This window comes from Erwinia sp. 9145, assembly GCF_000745075.1.
In the GTDB taxonomy this organism is placed as follows: domain Bacteria; phylum Pseudomonadota; class Gammaproteobacteria; order Enterobacterales; family Enterobacteriaceae; genus Erwinia; species Erwinia oleae.
Genome location: NZ_JQNE01000001.1, coordinates 864,049 through 878,726 on the forward strand (window position 1 = coordinate 864,049; position 14,678 = coordinate 878,726).

Genomic DNA, 14,678 nt, shown 5'->3' on the forward strand with positions numbered 1-14,678 from the left:
ATTATGACCGCAACTGCGCAGCAGCTTGAATATTTGCAAGAAAGCATTAAAAGCATCCCGGATTACCCGAAACCGGGCATTCTTTTCCGTGACGTCACCAGCCTGCTGGAAGATCCGAAAGCGTTCGCGCTGAGCATCAGCCTGCTGGTTGAGCGCTATCGCCATGCCGGTATCACTAAGGTGGTTGGTACGGAAGCGCGCGGCTTTCTGTTTGGCGCGCCGGTTGCGCTTGGGCTGGGCGTAGGATTTGTGCCGGTGCGCAAACCGGGCAAGCTGCCGCGTAAAACCTTTGCCGAAACTTATCAGCTTGAGTACGGCAGCGACCAGCTTGAACTGCATTGCGATGCGATCAAGCCCGGCGACGTCGTGCTGGTTATTGACGATCTGCTCGCCACCGGCGGCACCATTGAGGCCACGGTGAAGCTGATTCGTCGCGCGGGCGGCGAAGTCAAAAACGCGGCGTTTATTATTAATTTATTCGATCTCAGCGGCGAAACGCGGCTGAAAGTGCTCGGCGTCGAAAGCTACAGCCTGGTGAACTTTCCCGGTCACTGATCCCGACACCGCAAGCCTCGCCGTCAGGGTGGGGCTGTGTTAGCATGGCTCTCCGGTTCACTCAACATATTCTGCGAATTAATGAGCTATCAGGTACTGGCCCGCAAGTGGCGTCCACAAGCGTTTAGTGATGTCGTCGGACAGGAGCACGTCCTGACCGCGCTGGCGAACGGCCTGTCGCTTGGCCGTATCCATCACGCCTATCTTTTTTCCGGCACGCGCGGCGTGGGTAAAACCACCATTGCACGCCTGCTGGCGCGCGGCCTTAACTGCGAAACCGGTATCACCGCCACGCCCTGCGGCACCTGCGACAACTGCCGTGAAATTGAGCAGGGGCGCTTCGTCGATCTGATTGAAATTGACGCCGCCTCGCGCACCAGGGTTGAAGATACGCGCGAGCTGCTCGACAACGTGCAGTACGCACCCGCTCGCGGTCGTTTCAAAGTCTACCTGATTGACGAAGTCCACATGCTTTCCCGGCACAGCTTCAACGCGCTGTTGAAAACGCTGGAAGAGCCGCCCGCACACGTTAAATTCCTGCTCGCCACCACCGATCCGCAAAAGCTGCCGGTGACCATCCTGTCGCGCTGCCTTCAGTTTCACCTGAAAGCGCTGGATGTTGAACAAATTCGCGGGCAACTGGACTATGTCCTGAAAGAAGAGCAAATCGCTTCGGAGCCGCGCGCGCTTCAACTGCTGGCACGCGCGGCGGACGGCAGCATGCGCGATGCTCTCAGCCTGACCGATCAGGCCATCGCCATCGGGCAGGGGCAGGTGACCACGGCGTCGGTCAGCGCGATGCTGGGCACGCTTGACGATGAGCAGCCGCTGGCGCTGATTGAAGCGCTGGTCGACGCGCAGGGCGAGCTGGTGATGTCGCTACTCAACCAGGCCGCTTCGCGCGGCGTTGAGTGGGAGGCGCTGTTGGTGGAAATGCTGCGGCTGCTGCACCGTATCGCGATGATACAGCTTCTGCCTGCGGCGCCGGGCGACGATCCTGCCCCGGTTGAACAGCGCCTGCGGGAGCTGGCGCGCGTGCTGCCGCCTGCTGATGTACAACTTTATTATCAAATGCTGCTGACCGGCCGAAAAGAGCTGCCGCTGGCGCCGGATCGGCGCATGGGCGTTGAAATGACGCTGCTGCGCGCGCTGGCATTTCACCCGAAACAGGTGATTGCCGAACCGGTCGCGCGACCGGTGATGACGCCACAGGCCGCGCCTGAGCCGGCGGTTCAACCCGAAGCCGCCGCACCGCCTGCCGCCGCCGCGCCTGCACATACCGTTCAGCAGGCGACGCTGCCGGATGCCACCAGCCAGTTACTTCAGGCGCGAACCCAGCTGATGCGGCAGAAGGGAGCAACCACGCCAAAAAAGGATGAACCGGCGGCGCACACTGCGCGGCCGGCAAGCTCGGCGCTGGAGCGGCTGGCCAATGTTACCGAACGCGGGCTCAGGCGACAGGCTGCCGCCGCGCAGGCCGAACCGGTAAAAAAAGAGGCGTACCGCTGGAAAACGCAAAAAACCGAAGAGAGCAAACCTGCGCCGGTCGCCACGCCCAGGCTGCTGCGCTCGGCGCTTGAGCACGATAAAACGCCGGAGCTGACGGCGAAGCTGGCCGAAGAATCCTTGCTTCGCGATCCCTGGGCGGCGGAAATCGCCGGGCTGGCGCTGCCGAAACTGGTGCAACAGCTGGCGCTTAACGCCTGGAAAGAGGTGACGGACAACGGCGTTTGCCTGCATCTGCGCACCAGCCAGCGCCATCTGAATTCGCCGTCGGCGCAGAAGACGCTTCAGGACGAAATGAGTAAGGCGGCGGGGCAGCCCGTCGCATTGAGCATTATTGAAGACGACAATCCGGACGTGGCAACGCCGCTGGAGTGGCGGCAGGCAATATATCAAGAGAAGCTGGCGCAGGCGCGCCAGTCGATTACAGCGGATAATCATATTCTGACGCTGCGTCGGTTGTTTGATGCGGACGTGGATGAAGAGAGTATTCGCCCCCTTTGAATCGCTGCTACAACGCTTCGGCGTCAACGCAGCCTGATGTGAGAGAAAACTATGTTTGGAAAAGGCGGATTGGGCAACCTGATGAAGCAGGCCCAGCAGATGCAGGACAAAATGGCGCAGGTTCAGGAAGAGATCGCCGCGCTGGAAGTGACCGGTGAATCGGGCGCGGGCATGGTAAAAGTGACCATTAATGGCGCACACAACTGCCGTCGCGTAGAGATCGACCCGAGCCTGATGGAAGACGACAAAGAGATGCTGGAAGATCTGGTCGCCGCCGCATTCAATGATGCCGCGCGCCGCATTGCTGAAGAGCAGAAAGATAAAATGGCCGCCGTTTCCAACGGCATGCAGCTTCCACCCGGCTTCAAGATGCCGTTCTGATGCAAACCAGCCCGCTTCTGGAAAGCCTGATGGAGTCGCTGCGCTGTCTGCCGGGCGTTGGCCCGAAATCGGCGCAGCGCATGGCGTTTCAGCTGTTACAGCGCGACCGCAGCGGCGGTATGCGTCTGGCGCAGGCGCTGACGCGCGCGATGTCCGAGATCGGCCACTGCCGCGACTGCCGCACCTTCACAGAGCAGGAGGTGTGTACCATTTGCGCCAGCGCGCGCCGTCAGCAAACCGGGCTGATCTGCGTGGTGGAGAGTCCGGCCGATATTCACGCCATCGAGCAAACCGGGCAGTTCGCCGGCCGCTACTTTGTGCTGATGGGGCACCTCTCGCCGCTTGACGGCATCGGGCCCAACGATATCGGTCTGGATCGTCTGGAACAGCGCCTTGCCGGCGAAGCCATCCAGGAAGTGATCCTTGCCACCAACCCAACGGTGGAAGGGGAAGCCACGGCGAACTATATCGCAGAACTGTGCGGTCAGTACGGCGTTGATGCCAGCCGGATCGCCCACGGCGTTCCGATGGGCGGCGAACTGGATATGGTCGACGGCACCACGCTGTCCCACTCGCTGGCAGGCCGTCAAAAGATCCGTTTTTAATGACTTAACGGCACGATTTGTCGTGCCGTCTTGAAATCCTTCATATTGCCCCCACCTCACTTCACAACACAGACCAATCGTTAGCTGAGGTAGCAATGACTATGAAAGGACAAGAGACGCGTGGCTTCCAGTCAGAGGTTAAACAGCTTCTGCACCTGATGATCCATTCCCTCTACTCAAATAAAGAAATTTTCCTGCGTGAGCTGATCTCCAACGCCTCCGATGCCGCCGACAAGCTGCGCTTTCGCGCGCTCTCCACGCCGGATCTCTATGAAGGCGACGGCGATCTGCGGGTACGGGTTTCGGTCGATAAGGAAAAGCGCACGCTGACGCTGAGCGATAATGGCATCGGCATGACGCGTGACGAAGTCATTGAAAATCTGGGCACCATTGCCAAATCCGGCACCAAATCTTTCCTTGAAACGCTCGGCTCCGACCAGGCGAAAGACAGCCAGCTTATTGGCCAGTTCGGCGTCGGGTTTTATTCGGCGTTCATCGTGGCTGATAAGGTTTCCGTCCGCACGCGCGCGGCGGGCGCCAGCGCCGACGACGCGGTGTTCTGGGAATCCGCCGGTGAAGGCGAATATACCGTTGCGGATATTTCTAAAGCCGACCGCGGCACCGAGATCACCCTGCATCTGCGTGAAGGCGAGGACGAGTTTCTTGATGCCTGGCGCGTGCGCAGCATTATCAGCAAATATTCCGACCACATCGCGCTGCCGGTAGAGATTGAGACTCATAACGAAGAAGACGACACCACCAGCTGGGAGAAGATTAACAAAGCCCAGGCGCTGTGGACGCGAAACAAATCTGACATCAGCGACGACGAATACAAAGAGTTTTATAAGCATGTGTCGCACGACTTCGCCGATCCGCTTACCTGGAGCCACAACCGGGTTGAAGGTAAGCAGGAGTACACCAGCCTGCTTTATATCCCGACGCAGGCGCCGTGGGATATGTGGAACCGCGACCACAAGCACGGCCTGAAACTCTATGTTCAGCGCGTGTTCATCATGGATGACGCCGAGCAGTTTATGCCGAACTATCTGCGCTTCGTGCGCGGCCTGATTGACTCCAGCGATCTGCCGCTCAACGTATCGCGCGAAATTTTGCAGGACAGCCGCATCACCCAGAACCTGCGTAACGCGCTGAGCAAACGCGCATTGCAGATGCTGGAGAAGGTGGCAAAAGATGATGAAGAGAAATATCAGCAGTTCTGGCAGCAGTTCGGTCTGGTACTGAAAGAAGGCCCGGCGGAAGACAGCGCCAATGGCGAAAGCATTGCCAGACTGCTGCGCTTCGCCACCACCAGCAGCGAAGGCGCTGCGCAAACCGTCTCGCTGGAAGATTATGTCAGCCGCATGGTGGAAGGGCAGGAGAAAATCTTCTACATCACCGCCGACAGCTATGCCGCCGCGAAAAGCAGCCCGCATCTGGAACTGTTCCGCAAAAAAGGCATTGAGGTGCTGCTGCTCTCCGATCGCATCGACGAATGGATGATGAGCTACCTGACAGAATTTGACGGCAAAGCATTCCAGTCGGTCAGCAAGGCCGACGACGCGTTGAGCAAGCTGGCTGACGAAGAGAGCGACGAGCAGAAAGAAGCGGAAAAGGCGCTGGAACCGTTTGTGGAGCGCGTGAAAACGCTGCTGGGCGAGCGCGTGAAAGAGGTGCGCCTGACGCATCGCCTGACCGATACGCCTGCCATCGTCACCACCGACGCCAACGATATGGGCACGCAGATGGCGAAGTTGTTCGCGGCCGCCGGTCAGCCGGTGCCGGAGGTGAAATATCTGTTTGAAATCAACCCGGAACATGCCCTGGTAAAACGCGCGGCCGATACGCAGGACGACGCGCGCTTTGCGGAATGGGTGGAGCTGCTGCTGGATCAGGCGATGTTTGCCGAGCGCGGCACGCTTGACGATCCCAATCAGTTTATTCGTCGTATGAATCAGCTGCTGCTGGGCTGATGCGTTAAACAGGCGGGACGATACCTTTCGTCCCGTTTTTCTTTTCAGCCGGTCATGGCCGCCTCTTCCAGCAGCCAGCGGCGAAACAGGTCAATCTCCGCTTCTTCTTTCCGCGATGCTTTCACCATCATCCATGTCGCTCTGTCCACTTCGGCAAAGCCTAACGGCGCAATCAGCGTGCCTTCCCGGATCTCTTTCTTAACCAGAATTTGCGGCGTCATAATAATACCGAGCCCGTTTCGCGCTGCCTGAATAGCCAGCGTCAGGTTATCAAAATGCTTGCCCGCCCAAAAATCACCGCGCGCGCCGGTCTTTTTGGCCCACTCCGCCCAGGCGTGCAGTTTGGTATCGGCATGCAGCAGCGGCAGGGTGGAAAAATCGGTTGCGTAGGTAAAACGGTTGCTGAACATCGGCGCGCAAACCGGGCCAATGTAATCCACGGTGATCAGCGTGGCGGCGATATCTTCCTGCACCGGCTGCTCGTGACTGAGGATCAGCACATCCGACTGTTCGCTGCGTATACGCTCAATGTCGCCATGTGTTTGAAAAGTCAACGCAATATCTTTATGACGTTCGGAGAAGCGTCCTATGCGGGGGATCAGCCACTGCGCCAGAAAGCTGGGCGCGCAGGAGATGGTCAGGCTGTTGGCGTTACGCGCGCGAATCTTCTCACAGGTGGTCTCAATATCGCGGAAAGCCTGCATACAGCACACCTTCAGCCGCTCACCGTCAGAGGTGAGCTGCACCCGCCCGTTAGCGCGTAAAAAGAGAGGCTTGCCCAGCCACTCCTCCAGTTGCTTGATCTGATGGCTGACCGCGCTGTGCGTGACGTTCAGCGATTGGGCGGCAAGACTGAAATTTTGGTGCAGCGCTGCCTTGTGGAAATAGCGCAGGGCGCGCAGGGAAGGAAGGCCGGGCATAAGTATTCTCTGTGAGAAAAACTAACAGCCAGTGTCTGTTTATATCATTTCAAAGTCCAGCGTCTTTTCCCTAATCTGATTACGAAGAGGGGAAAACTCTTATCACGGTAATGGCGTTTTACCCTCCTGTTAGCCGCATTTCTCCTCAAATTGAACGCGTTTATGTTTAACAGCACCGTGAAGGCAGCCGGCGCCAGCTACTTTCCTCACGCCAGAACGATAAGACTCTCCTGCTGGGCGCGCGGCGATGGTAAAAAGCCGGTGGACATGACCGCCACTATTGAAAAGGAAATCAGTAAGCTATGGGAGCAACAATGAAACGCACGTCATCGATCAACGGCAATGTTATTGGCATGCTGGGCGGTTTGATCCTCAGCCTTGATTCCGTGTTTATTCGCCTGATGAACATCGAAAATTCATGGACCATTGTGATGCTGCGCGGCTTATTTATGTGGGCTGTTTGTCTGCTGGTGCGGACGCTGTGGCGCGGAAGCCGCTCTGCGATTGGTAAACCGTGGCTGACGCGCGATAATGCGTTGTCGACGCTGTTCTTCGCCGTGTCGTCGGCCTGCTTTGTCAATGCGCTGAATCGCGGCAACGTGGCAACGGTGCTGGTGATTATCTCCTCCACGCCGTTCATTTCTGCGGTGATTTCGCGCCTGTTTTTCAACATGAAAAGCGAGCGAAGCGTGATGATTGCCGCGCTGGCGGGAATTATTGGCGTGATCGTGGTGATGTCGGGCCGCGCCGCCGGGCAGGACGCGCTTGCTAACGTCTTCGCGCTGGCCACGGCGGTGTCGATGGCGCTGGCCTTTATCTTCACCTCGCGCGTCTCTGGCGGCACGATTGGTCTGCCGTCGCTGGGCGGGCTGGTTGCCTCGCTGGTGATCCTGGTGTGGTCGGGAGACGACCTGCTACAAAATCTGAAAATGCTCTCGATGGCGCAGTATGGCTGGTCGCTGGCGGAAGGCATGCTGATCATGCCGCTGGCTATGGGGTTAATCGCGTTATCAACGCGTTTTGTCTCACCGGCTAACGCCGGCCTGTTTTTGCTGCTGGAAACGGCGCTGGGGCCGCTATGGATGGCCATTTTCATGGATGAGATGCCTACAATACAGGCAGTTATCGGCGGGGCGATCATTATTGTCGCCGTGGTTTCGCAAACGCTCTACGCGCGCCGTCAGGTTTCGCTTTCGCGCTATGCGGATGCCGGATAACCGCCGCATTCCTTGTGGATAAAGGGCCATGATGGTATGTTCGTGGCCTCGACAAATTGAACATTTAAGCAATTCGCAAGGGGATTTACGCAATGCGTATTATTCTGCTCGGTGCACCGGGTGCAGGTAAGGGGACTCAGGCTCAGTTTATTATGGAGAAATACGGTATTCCGCAAATCTCCACGGGCGACATGCTGCGTGCGGCCGTTAAGGCCGGCAGCGATCTGGGTAAACAAGCCAAAGAGATCATGGATGCCGGTAAACTGGTGACCGACGAACTGGTGATTGCGCTGGTAAAAGAGCGTATTGCTCAGGACGACTGCCGCAACGGTTTTCTGCTGGACGGCTTTCCGCGCACCATTCCTCAGGCGGATGCGATGAAGGAAGCGGGCATTAAAGTGGATAACGTGCTGGAGTTCGACGTGCCGGACGCGCTGATCGTTGAGCGTATCGTGGGCCGTCGCGTCCATGCGCCATCAGGCCGCGTGTATCACGTCACCTTCAATCCACCGAAGGAAGAGGGCAAAGACGACGTCACCGGCGAAGCGCTGACCACGCGCAAAGACGATCAGGAAGAAACCGTGCGTAAGCGTCTGGTGGAATACCATGAGATGACCGCGCCGCTGATCAGCTACTACCGCAAAGAAGCCGATGCGGGCAACACGGCGTATCACAAAATCGACGGCACCCGCAACGTGTCCGAAGTCAGCGCCGAGCTGGCTAAAATCCTCGGTTAATCTTAACAGGGCCGGCAGTTGACCGGCCCTGTTGCTGCAACAGGTTTTTCCCCCGCCATTTTCCGCTAGAATAGTTTTCGTTTTATCCCTGCTTTTGCCGACTAAGGAATGATGATGAGGCAAGATACTCCTGGCGTACTATTGGTTAACCTTGGCACACCTGAAGCGCCGACCACGCCTGCCGTGAAGCGCTACCTGAAACAGTTTCTTAGTGATAAACGCGTTGTTGATACGCCGCGCTGGCTGTGGTGGCCTGTTCTGAACGGCGCGATCTTACCGATTCGTTCCCCGCGCGTGGCGAAGCTGTACGCCTCTGTCTGGATGGACGAAGGATCGCCGCTGATGGTCTACAGCAAACGGCAGCGTGACGCGCTGGCGGCAAAACTCGACATGCCTGTGGCGTTGGGAATGAGCTACGGTAAGCCAAGCCTGAAGAGCGCCATCGACGAACTGATGGTGCAGGGCGTCACCCGTCTTATTGTGCTGCCGCTTTATCCACAGTTTTCCTGCTCAACCGTCGGCGCCGTCTGGGATGGGATTACCGCTGTCTTTGCAGGCTATCGCAGTCTGCCGTCGGTGCATTTTATTCGCGATTATGCGGAACATCCGACTTATATCGCTGCGCTGAAGGCGTCGGTTGAGCGCTCTTTCGCCACGCACGGCCGGCCCGACCTGCTGGTCATGTCGTTTCACGGCATTCCGCAACGTTTCGCCAACGAAGGTGACGACTACCCACAGCGTTGCTTTGACACCAGCGAAGCGCTGAAGGCGTCGCTGGGGCTGAACAGCGAGCAGGCGATGCTGACCTTCCAGTCGCGCTTTGGCCGTGAGCCCTGGCTGACACCTTACACCGATGAAACCATGAAGTCGCTGCCGTCGAAAGGCATTAAACACGTACAGATTATGAGCCCTGGCTTTTCGGCCGACTGCCTGGAAACGCTGGAAGAGATCAGCGAGCAGAACCGCGAGTTCTTCCTGCATGCGGGCGGCACGAAATTTGAATATATTCCGGCGCTCAATGACGACGCGCTGCATATCGACATGATGGTCGACCTGGTAAACGATCAGAGAAAGCAGTATGAAATTTCCCGGCAAGCGTAAGTCAAAGCACTATTTTCCGGTCAGCGCGCGCGATCCGCTGCTCAAGCAGGCCCTGCCCGAAAGTGAAGTGGCGAACAGCTGGATTGTTGGCATCGATCAGACGCTGGTGGATATTGAAGCCAAAGTGGACGACGCGTTTATTGCCCGTTACGGACTCAGTCCGGGGCATTCGCTGGTGATTGAAGACGACGTGGCGGAAGCGCTTTACGCCGAACTGACGCGGGAGAAACTGATTACGCATCAGTTCGCGGGCGGCACCATTGGCAATACGCTGCACAACTACTCGGTGCTGGCGGACGATCGCTCCGTGCTGCTGGGCGTGATGTGCAGCAACGTGCAGATCGGTGGCTACGCCTACCGCTATCTCTGCAACACCTCCAGCCGTACCGATCTGAACTACCTTCAGGGCGTTGAGGGCGCGATAGGGCGCTGTTTTACGCTGATTGGCGAACAAGGCGAACGTACCTTTGCGATCAGTCCGGGAATGATGAACCAGCTCCGACGTGAAAGCATTCCTGAAGAGGTGATTGCCGGCGCATCGGCGCTGGTACTGACTTCCTATCTGGTGCGCTGCAAGCCGGGCGAGCCGATGCCGGACGCCACTATGCAGGCCATCGCCTGGGCGAAAAAATATAACGTGCCGGTGGTGCTGACGCTCGGCACGAAATACGTGATCGGCGATAATCCGGGCTTCTGGCGCGAGTTTCTGCGCGAGCACGTCTCCGTTGTGGCAATGAACGAAGAGGAGGCGGAGGCGCTCACCGGCCTCAGCGATCCGCTTCAGGCGGCGAACATTGCGCTGGACTGGGTGGATCTGGTGTTGTGCACCGCCGGGCCGAATGGCCTTTATATGGCGGGTTTCACCGAAGAAGAGGGGAAACGGAAAACGCAGCATCCGCTGTTGCCCGGCGCGATCCCGGAATTCAATCAGTATGAGTTCAGCCGCGCCATGCGCCATCAGGATTGTCAGCAGCCGCTGCGTATTTTCTCCCATATCGCGCCCTATATGGGCGGCCCGGAGAAAATTATGAATACCAACGGCGCAGGCGACGGTGCACTGGCGGCACTGCTCCACGATATCACCGCCAACAACTATCACCGCTCGAACGTGCCGAATTCGAGCAAGCATGGGCGTAACTATCTGACCTACTCATCGCTGGCGCAGGTGTGCAAGTACGCCAATCGCGTCAGCTATCAGGTGCTCAACCAGCATTCGCCGCGCCTGACGCGCGGCCTGCCGGAGCGGGAAGACAGCCTGGAAGAGTCTTACTGGGAAAGGTAACAGGAGAGTCCGTCCCCCGGCGGGGGACGGAACCGTCAGATGGGGCACTGCTGCGGATCGTACGTCGCATCCACCTTCATCAGCGTCAGCATACTGCTGGCAATTTCACGTTCGCCCATCACCACCCCGTTGGCGCCACGCTCGGTAATGTAGTCAACTTCATCGTCATAGTGCGCGCGGGCAATAATCTCGATGGTGGGGTATTTTTCGCGTGCGGCGATCACCACTTCACCGGCTTCATAGCCGTTCGGGATGGTCAGCAGCAACCAGCGCGCGCAGTTCAGGCAGGCCAGCTCCATGATTTCTGGTCGTGCAGCGTTACCTAAAACCGCCTTAATGCCCTGTTCCCGCAGCGCCTCGACGCGGCTTCGGCTGTTCTCGACCACCACAATCGGCACGCCCTGCTCAAGCAGTTTCTTGCCCAACAGGCTGCCGACGCGCCCGTAACCTACCACCACAGCATGTCCGCAGATATCAACCGGGATCTGCTTCTCTTCTTCGATCGCCTCTTCCAGTGTCTGCTCTTCAATGGTTTCGGTCTTATCAAGATAGCGCTGGAGCACGGCAAACAGAATGGGATTGAGCATAATCGAGAGGATCGCACCCGCCAGCACCAGGTTTCGTCCTTCATCAGGCAGCAGCTTCAGCGAGATCCCCAGCCCGGCAAGAATAAATGCGAATTCGCCGATCTGCGCCAGGCTCACCGAAATGGTCAGCGCGGTGCGTTTTGAATGGCCAAACAGGCGCACCAGCAGCAGCGCGGCAAGGGATTTGCCGACAACAATAATGGCCAGTACGCCCATCACCGCCAGCGGCTCGTTTACCAGCACCATCGGGTCAAAAAGCATGCCCACCGACACGAAAAACAGCACGGCAAACGCATCGCGAAGCGGCAGCGTGTCGTGCGCGGCGCGATGGCTCAGTTCAGATTCGTTCAGCACCATACCGGCAAAAAACGCGCCGAGCGCAAAGGAAACATCAAAAAATTCTACCGCGCCAAACGCAATGCCCAGCGCCAGAGCAAGCACGGCAAGGGTAAAGAGTTCACGGGAGCCGGTCGCGGCGCTGCGTGCCAGAATCCACGGCACGACGCGACGGCCCACCACCATCATCAGCACCATAAAGGCCGCCACCTTACCAATGGTGATCAGCAGATCGAACAGGATAAGACCCGGGCTGGCGTTGCCCTCTTCAAACATCCCGGCAATGGCGGGCAGCAGTACCAGCGCCAGTACCATCACCAGGTCTTCGACAATCAGCCAGCCAATGGCAATCTGTCCGCGCTGGCTGTCAATTAACTGGCGTTCCTCAAGGGCGCGCAGCAGCACCACCGTACTGGCGGTTGAAAGACACAGCCCAAACACCAGCCCGGTCAGCCAGGGCCAGCCCATCGCGGCCGAAAGCCCCATTCCCAGCAGCGTCGCCACGGCGATCTGCGCAATTGCGCCGGGAATGGCAATCGTCTTTACCGCCATCAAATCCTTCAGGGAGAAGTGCAGGCCAACGCCAAACATCAGCAAAATCACGCCTAACTCAGCCAGTTCCGGCGCCAGGTTAGTATCAGCGACAAAGCCGGGGGTAAACGGGCCCGCCAGCACGCCGGCCATCAGATATCCCACCAGCGGCGATATCCTGAGACGGTTGGCGATCATGCCAAGGAGAAAGGCAAGAACCAGCCCTCCAACAATAGTGGTGATAAGCGGAGTGGTGTGATGCATGCTTGTCTCCTTGTGTATGCAAATGTGTCTGATTGTAATTATTTAGTGTAAGGCATATTCGCCAGCGGCGCTTGACTTAAACGGCTAAAAAGTTAAAAAAACAATCAATGAACGAAGAAACGATCGGGAAAGGGATTTTTCGATCTTATCGGCAGGCAGGCTTGATGACGCCAGTGAAAGGCAGGGCACGAAGAGCAATTATCCACAGGGCGAACGGTAGATTTTCACTGCGGGCAGACAGTAAAACGGTAAGTATGTCAGGTCAGGCCTTGTAAGGGAGGATTTGGTACAAATGAAGCACTTAAAGCAGAAACAGCGAGGTCAAAAGCGCTTCTTTTATACTCTCGTCAGATAATCCTGCATCATAATCGCCGAAGTGTCACAATAAAATTCAGAGAATAGTGTTAAATTTCAGTCATGCTTTTCGCTCTGTCGTTTTATTAACAAGGAGATTTACCGTGTTTTTGATGAAAAAAATGTCGCTGGTTTTGGTGATTGCGCTCAGCGTTCCGGCGGCAGCGCACGCGTGGGTAAAGGATCACGTTTACAAATTCACCGTGCTGCACACCAACGATCATCATGGCCGCTTCTGGAATAATGAACACGACGAGTATGGGCTGGCGGCACAAAAAACCATGATGGATCAGATCCGCTACGACGTGCAGGCGCATGGTGGGCAGGTGCTGATCCTCTCCGGCGGCGACATCAATACCGGCGTGCCGGAGTCCGATTTACAGGACGCCGAACCTGACTTTCGCGGCATGAACCTGATTGGCTATGATGCCATGGCGATTGGCAACCACGAGTTCGACAATCCGCTCACGGTGCTGCGTCAACAGCAAAAGTGGGCCAAGTTCCCGCTGCTTTCCGCCAATATCTATCAAAAAAGCACCGGAAAACGGCTGTTCCAGCCTTACGCATTGTTTAACCGTATGGGACTCAAAATCGCCGTCATCGGCCTGACCACCGACGACACGGCCAAAATTGGCAACCCGGAATTCTTTACCGATATGGAATTCCGCAAACCTGCTGACGAAGCCAAATCCGTTGTTGAGGCGTTGCGGAAAAAAGAGAAGCCGGACGTCATCATCGCGGCCACCCATATGGGGCATTACGATAACGGCCAGCATGGCTCCAATGCGCCTGGCGATGTGGAAATGGCCCGCGCGCTGCCGGCAGGCTATCTGAATATGATTGTGGGAGGGCATTCCCAGGATCCGGTCTGCATGGCGAAGCCAAACGTTAAGCAGGCTGACTATGTGCCGGGCACGCCATGCCAACCGGACCAGCAAAATGGCACCTGGATTGTGCAGGCGCATGAGTGGGGAAAATACATTGGCCGCGCCGATTTCACCTTCCTCAACGGCAAGTTGACGCTTGAGCATTATGAACTTGTACCGATTAACCTGCGCCATAAGGTGAAAAACGCCGATGGCAGCAGCAGCTGGATTAACTACACGCAGGAGATCGCCAAAAATCCGGGGATGATGAAGCTGCTGACGCCGTTCCAGAAAAAAGGTGAAGCGCAACTGGGCGTGAAGATCGGCAGCGTTAACGGTCATCTTGAAGGCGATCGCAGCAAAGTGCGTTTCAAACAAACCAATCTGGCGCGCGTGCTGCTGGCTGCGCAAATGGCGCGAACCGACGCCGACTTTGCGGTAATGAGCGGCGGCGGCGTGCGTGACTCTATCGAGGCGGGCGCCATCACCTATAAGGACGTGCTCAAAGTGCAGCCGTTTGGCAACACCGTGGTCTATGCCGATATGAAAGGCAGCGAGGTGAAAAAATATCTGGGCGTGGTGGCGAATATTAAGGTCGATTCAGGAGGCTATGCGCAATTCGCCAACGTCAGCCTGGTGGCCGACGGAACGGGCGTCAGCGCGGTGAAGATCAACGGTAAACCGCTTGAAGATGAAAAAACTTACCGCATGGCGACGCTCAGCTTCAACGCCACCGGTGGCGACGGCTATCCTGCCATTGATAAACTGCCTGGCTATGTGAACACCGGTTTTGTCGATGCTGAAGTGCTCAAGCAATATATTCAGAGCCACTCACCGCTGGATGCCAGTGCATTTGAGCCGAAAGGCGAAATTGTTTATCAGGAAAAACCGCAGCAGGAGGAAGAGAAGCCTGCACCGCATAAAAAATGGCATCTGCCAAAAATATTTACCGCGATGCGTTGAAC

Annotated in this window: 13 protein-coding genes and 1 other annotated feature; of the genes, 11 read left to right on the plus strand and 2 right to left on the minus strand. The window is 57.2% G+C overall.

The genetic code is table 11. The features are described from left to right. Positions 1-3: 3 nt before the first annotated feature. The 5 genes from apt to htpG all read left to right on the plus strand — a co-directional run bounded on the left by apt (position 4) and on the right by htpG (position 5,518). A complete protein-coding gene (gene apt, locus FA91_RS04240; RefSeq protein ID WP_034912836.1) occupies positions 4-555 on the plus strand; it encodes an adenine phosphoribosyltransferase in 552 nt (183 codons plus the stop codon). A gap of 81 nt (positions 556-636) precedes the next feature. Further along, positions 637-2,562 carry a DNA polymerase III subunit gamma/tau gene (gene dnaX / locus FA91_RS04245; protein WP_034912840.1) on the plus strand — a complete coding sequence of 642 codons (1,926 nt, stop codon included), beginning with the start codon at positions 637-639 and terminating at the stop codon, positions 2,560-2,562. Then, positions 1,904-1,965 (plus strand) — a sequence feature (DnaX frameshifting element). Its footprint overlaps the gene before it by 62 nt. Before the next feature lie 51 nt (positions 2,563-2,613). Beyond that, positions 2,614-2,943: a YbaB/EbfC family nucleoid-associated protein gene (locus FA91_RS04250; RefSeq protein WP_034912843.1), complete on the plus strand. Its 330-nt coding sequence runs from the start codon at positions 2,614-2,616 to the stop codon at positions 2,941-2,943. Beyond that, positions 2,943-3,548 carry a recombination mediator RecR gene (gene recR, locus FA91_RS04255; RefSeq protein ID WP_034912845.1) on the plus strand — a complete coding sequence of 202 codons (606 nt, stop codon included), beginning with the start codon at positions 2,943-2,945 and terminating at the stop codon, positions 3,546-3,548. The genes FA91_RS04250 and recR overlap by 1 nt, the downstream gene beginning before the upstream one ends. 95 nt (positions 3,549-3,643) lie before the next feature. Continuing rightward, positions 3,644-5,518, plus strand: a complete 1,875-nt coding sequence (gene htpG / locus FA91_RS04260; RefSeq protein ID WP_034912849.1) for a molecular chaperone HtpG — start codon at positions 3,644-3,646, stop codon at positions 5,516-5,518. A 44-nt stretch (positions 5,519-5,562) separates the two neighbouring features. On the opposite strand, the gene FA91_RS04265 is transcribed toward htpG, so the two are convergent. Continuing rightward, positions 5,563-6,438, minus strand: coding sequence for a LysR substrate-binding domain-containing protein (locus FA91_RS04265; protein WP_034912852.1), 876 nt, complete (start codon positions 6,436-6,438; stop codon positions 5,563-5,565). Positions 6,439-6,600: 162 nt separating this feature from the next. Between FA91_RS04265 and FA91_RS20925 the strand changes: the two genes are divergently transcribed. The 5 genes from FA91_RS20925 (at position 6,601) to FA91_RS04285 (ending at position 10,775) form a co-directional block, all read left to right on the plus strand. Further along, a complete protein-coding gene (locus tag FA91_RS20925) occupies positions 6,601-6,756 on the plus strand; it encodes a DUF6024 family protein (RefSeq protein WP_156103041.1) in 156 nt (51 codons plus the stop codon). Then, positions 6,753-7,655, plus strand: coding sequence for a DMT family transporter (locus FA91_RS04270; protein ID WP_034912854.1), 903 nt, complete (start codon positions 6,753-6,755; stop codon positions 7,653-7,655). The genes FA91_RS20925 and FA91_RS04270 overlap by 4 nt, the downstream gene beginning before the upstream one ends. Before the next feature lie 92 nt (positions 7,656-7,747). Further along, on the plus strand, positions 7,748-8,392 hold the full coding sequence (adk, locus tag FA91_RS04275; RefSeq protein WP_034912856.1) for an adenylate kinase: 645 nt from the start codon (positions 7,748-7,750) through the stop codon (positions 8,390-8,392). A gap of 114 nt (positions 8,393-8,506) precedes the next feature. Next, positions 8,507-9,493 carry a ferrochelatase gene (gene hemH / locus FA91_RS04280; RefSeq protein ID WP_034912859.1) on the plus strand — a complete coding sequence of 329 codons (987 nt, stop codon included), beginning with the start codon at positions 8,507-8,509 and terminating at the stop codon, positions 9,491-9,493. Further along, positions 9,471-10,775, plus strand: coding sequence for an inosine/guanosine kinase (locus FA91_RS04285; RefSeq protein WP_034912862.1), 1,305 nt, complete (start codon positions 9,471-9,473; stop codon positions 10,773-10,775). Before hemH ends, FA91_RS04285 begins: the two co-directional genes overlap by 23 nt. Positions 10,776-10,810: 35 nt before the next feature. Here the strand turns inward: FA91_RS04285 and ybaL are convergent, their stop codons facing one another. Further along, entirely contained in the window at positions 10,811-12,493 is a 1,683-nt protein-coding gene (gene ybaL / locus FA91_RS04290) for a YbaL family putative K(+) efflux transporter (RefSeq protein ID WP_034912863.1), read from the minus strand. A 467-nt stretch (positions 12,494-12,960) separates the two neighbouring features. Here ybaL and ushA point away from each other — a divergent pair, with 467 nt between their 5' ends. Beyond that, positions 12,961-14,676, plus strand: a complete 1,716-nt coding sequence (gene ushA / locus FA91_RS04295) for a bifunctional UDP-sugar hydrolase/5'-nucleotidase UshA (RefSeq protein ID WP_034918936.1) — start codon at positions 12,961-12,963, stop codon at positions 14,674-14,676. Positions 14,677-14,678: the final 2 nt, after the last annotated feature.

Bases quoted from the DNA above. Each gene is read 5' to 3' on its own strand.
- apt (WP_034912836.1), top strand. From the start codon at position 4: ATGACCGCAACTGCGCAGCAGCTTGAATATTTGCAAGAAAGCATTAAA.
- dnaX (WP_034912840.1), top strand. From the start codon at position 637: ATGAGCTATCAGGTACTGGCCCGCAAGTGGCGTCCACAAGCGTTTAGT.
- FA91_RS04250 (WP_034912843.1), top strand. From the start codon at position 2,614: ATGTTTGGAAAAGGCGGATTGGGCAACCTGATGAAGCAGGCCCAGCAG.
- recR (WP_034912845.1), top strand. From the start codon at position 2,943: ATGCAAACCAGCCCGCTTCTGGAAAGCCTGATGGAGTCGCTGCGCTGT.
- htpG (WP_034912849.1), top strand. From the start codon at position 3,644: ATGACTATGAAAGGACAAGAGACGCGTGGCTTCCAGTCAGAGGTTAAA.
- FA91_RS04265 (WP_034912852.1), bottom strand. From the start codon at position 6,438: ATGCCCGGCCTTCCTTCCCTGCGCGCCCTGCGCTATTTCCACAAGGCA.
- FA91_RS20925 (WP_156103041.1), top strand. From the start codon at position 6,601: ATGTTTAACAGCACCGTGAAGGCAGCCGGCGCCAGCTACTTTCCTCAC.
- FA91_RS04270 (WP_034912854.1), top strand. From the start codon at position 6,753: ATGAAACGCACGTCATCGATCAACGGCAATGTTATTGGCATGCTGGGC.
- adk (WP_034912856.1), top strand. From the start codon at position 7,748: ATGCGTATTATTCTGCTCGGTGCACCGGGTGCAGGTAAGGGGACTCAG.
- hemH (WP_034912859.1), top strand. From the start codon at position 8,507: ATGAGGCAAGATACTCCTGGCGTACTATTGGTTAACCTTGGCACACCT.
- FA91_RS04285 (WP_034912862.1), top strand. From the start codon at position 9,471: ATGAAATTTCCCGGCAAGCGTAAGTCAAAGCACTATTTTCCGGTCAGC.
- ybaL (WP_034912863.1), bottom strand. From the start codon at position 12,493: ATGCATCACACCACTCCGCTTATCACCACTATTGTTGGAGGGCTGGTT.
- ushA (WP_034918936.1), top strand. From the start codon at position 12,961: ATGAAAAAAATGTCGCTGGTTTTGGTGATTGCGCTCAGCGTTCCGGCG.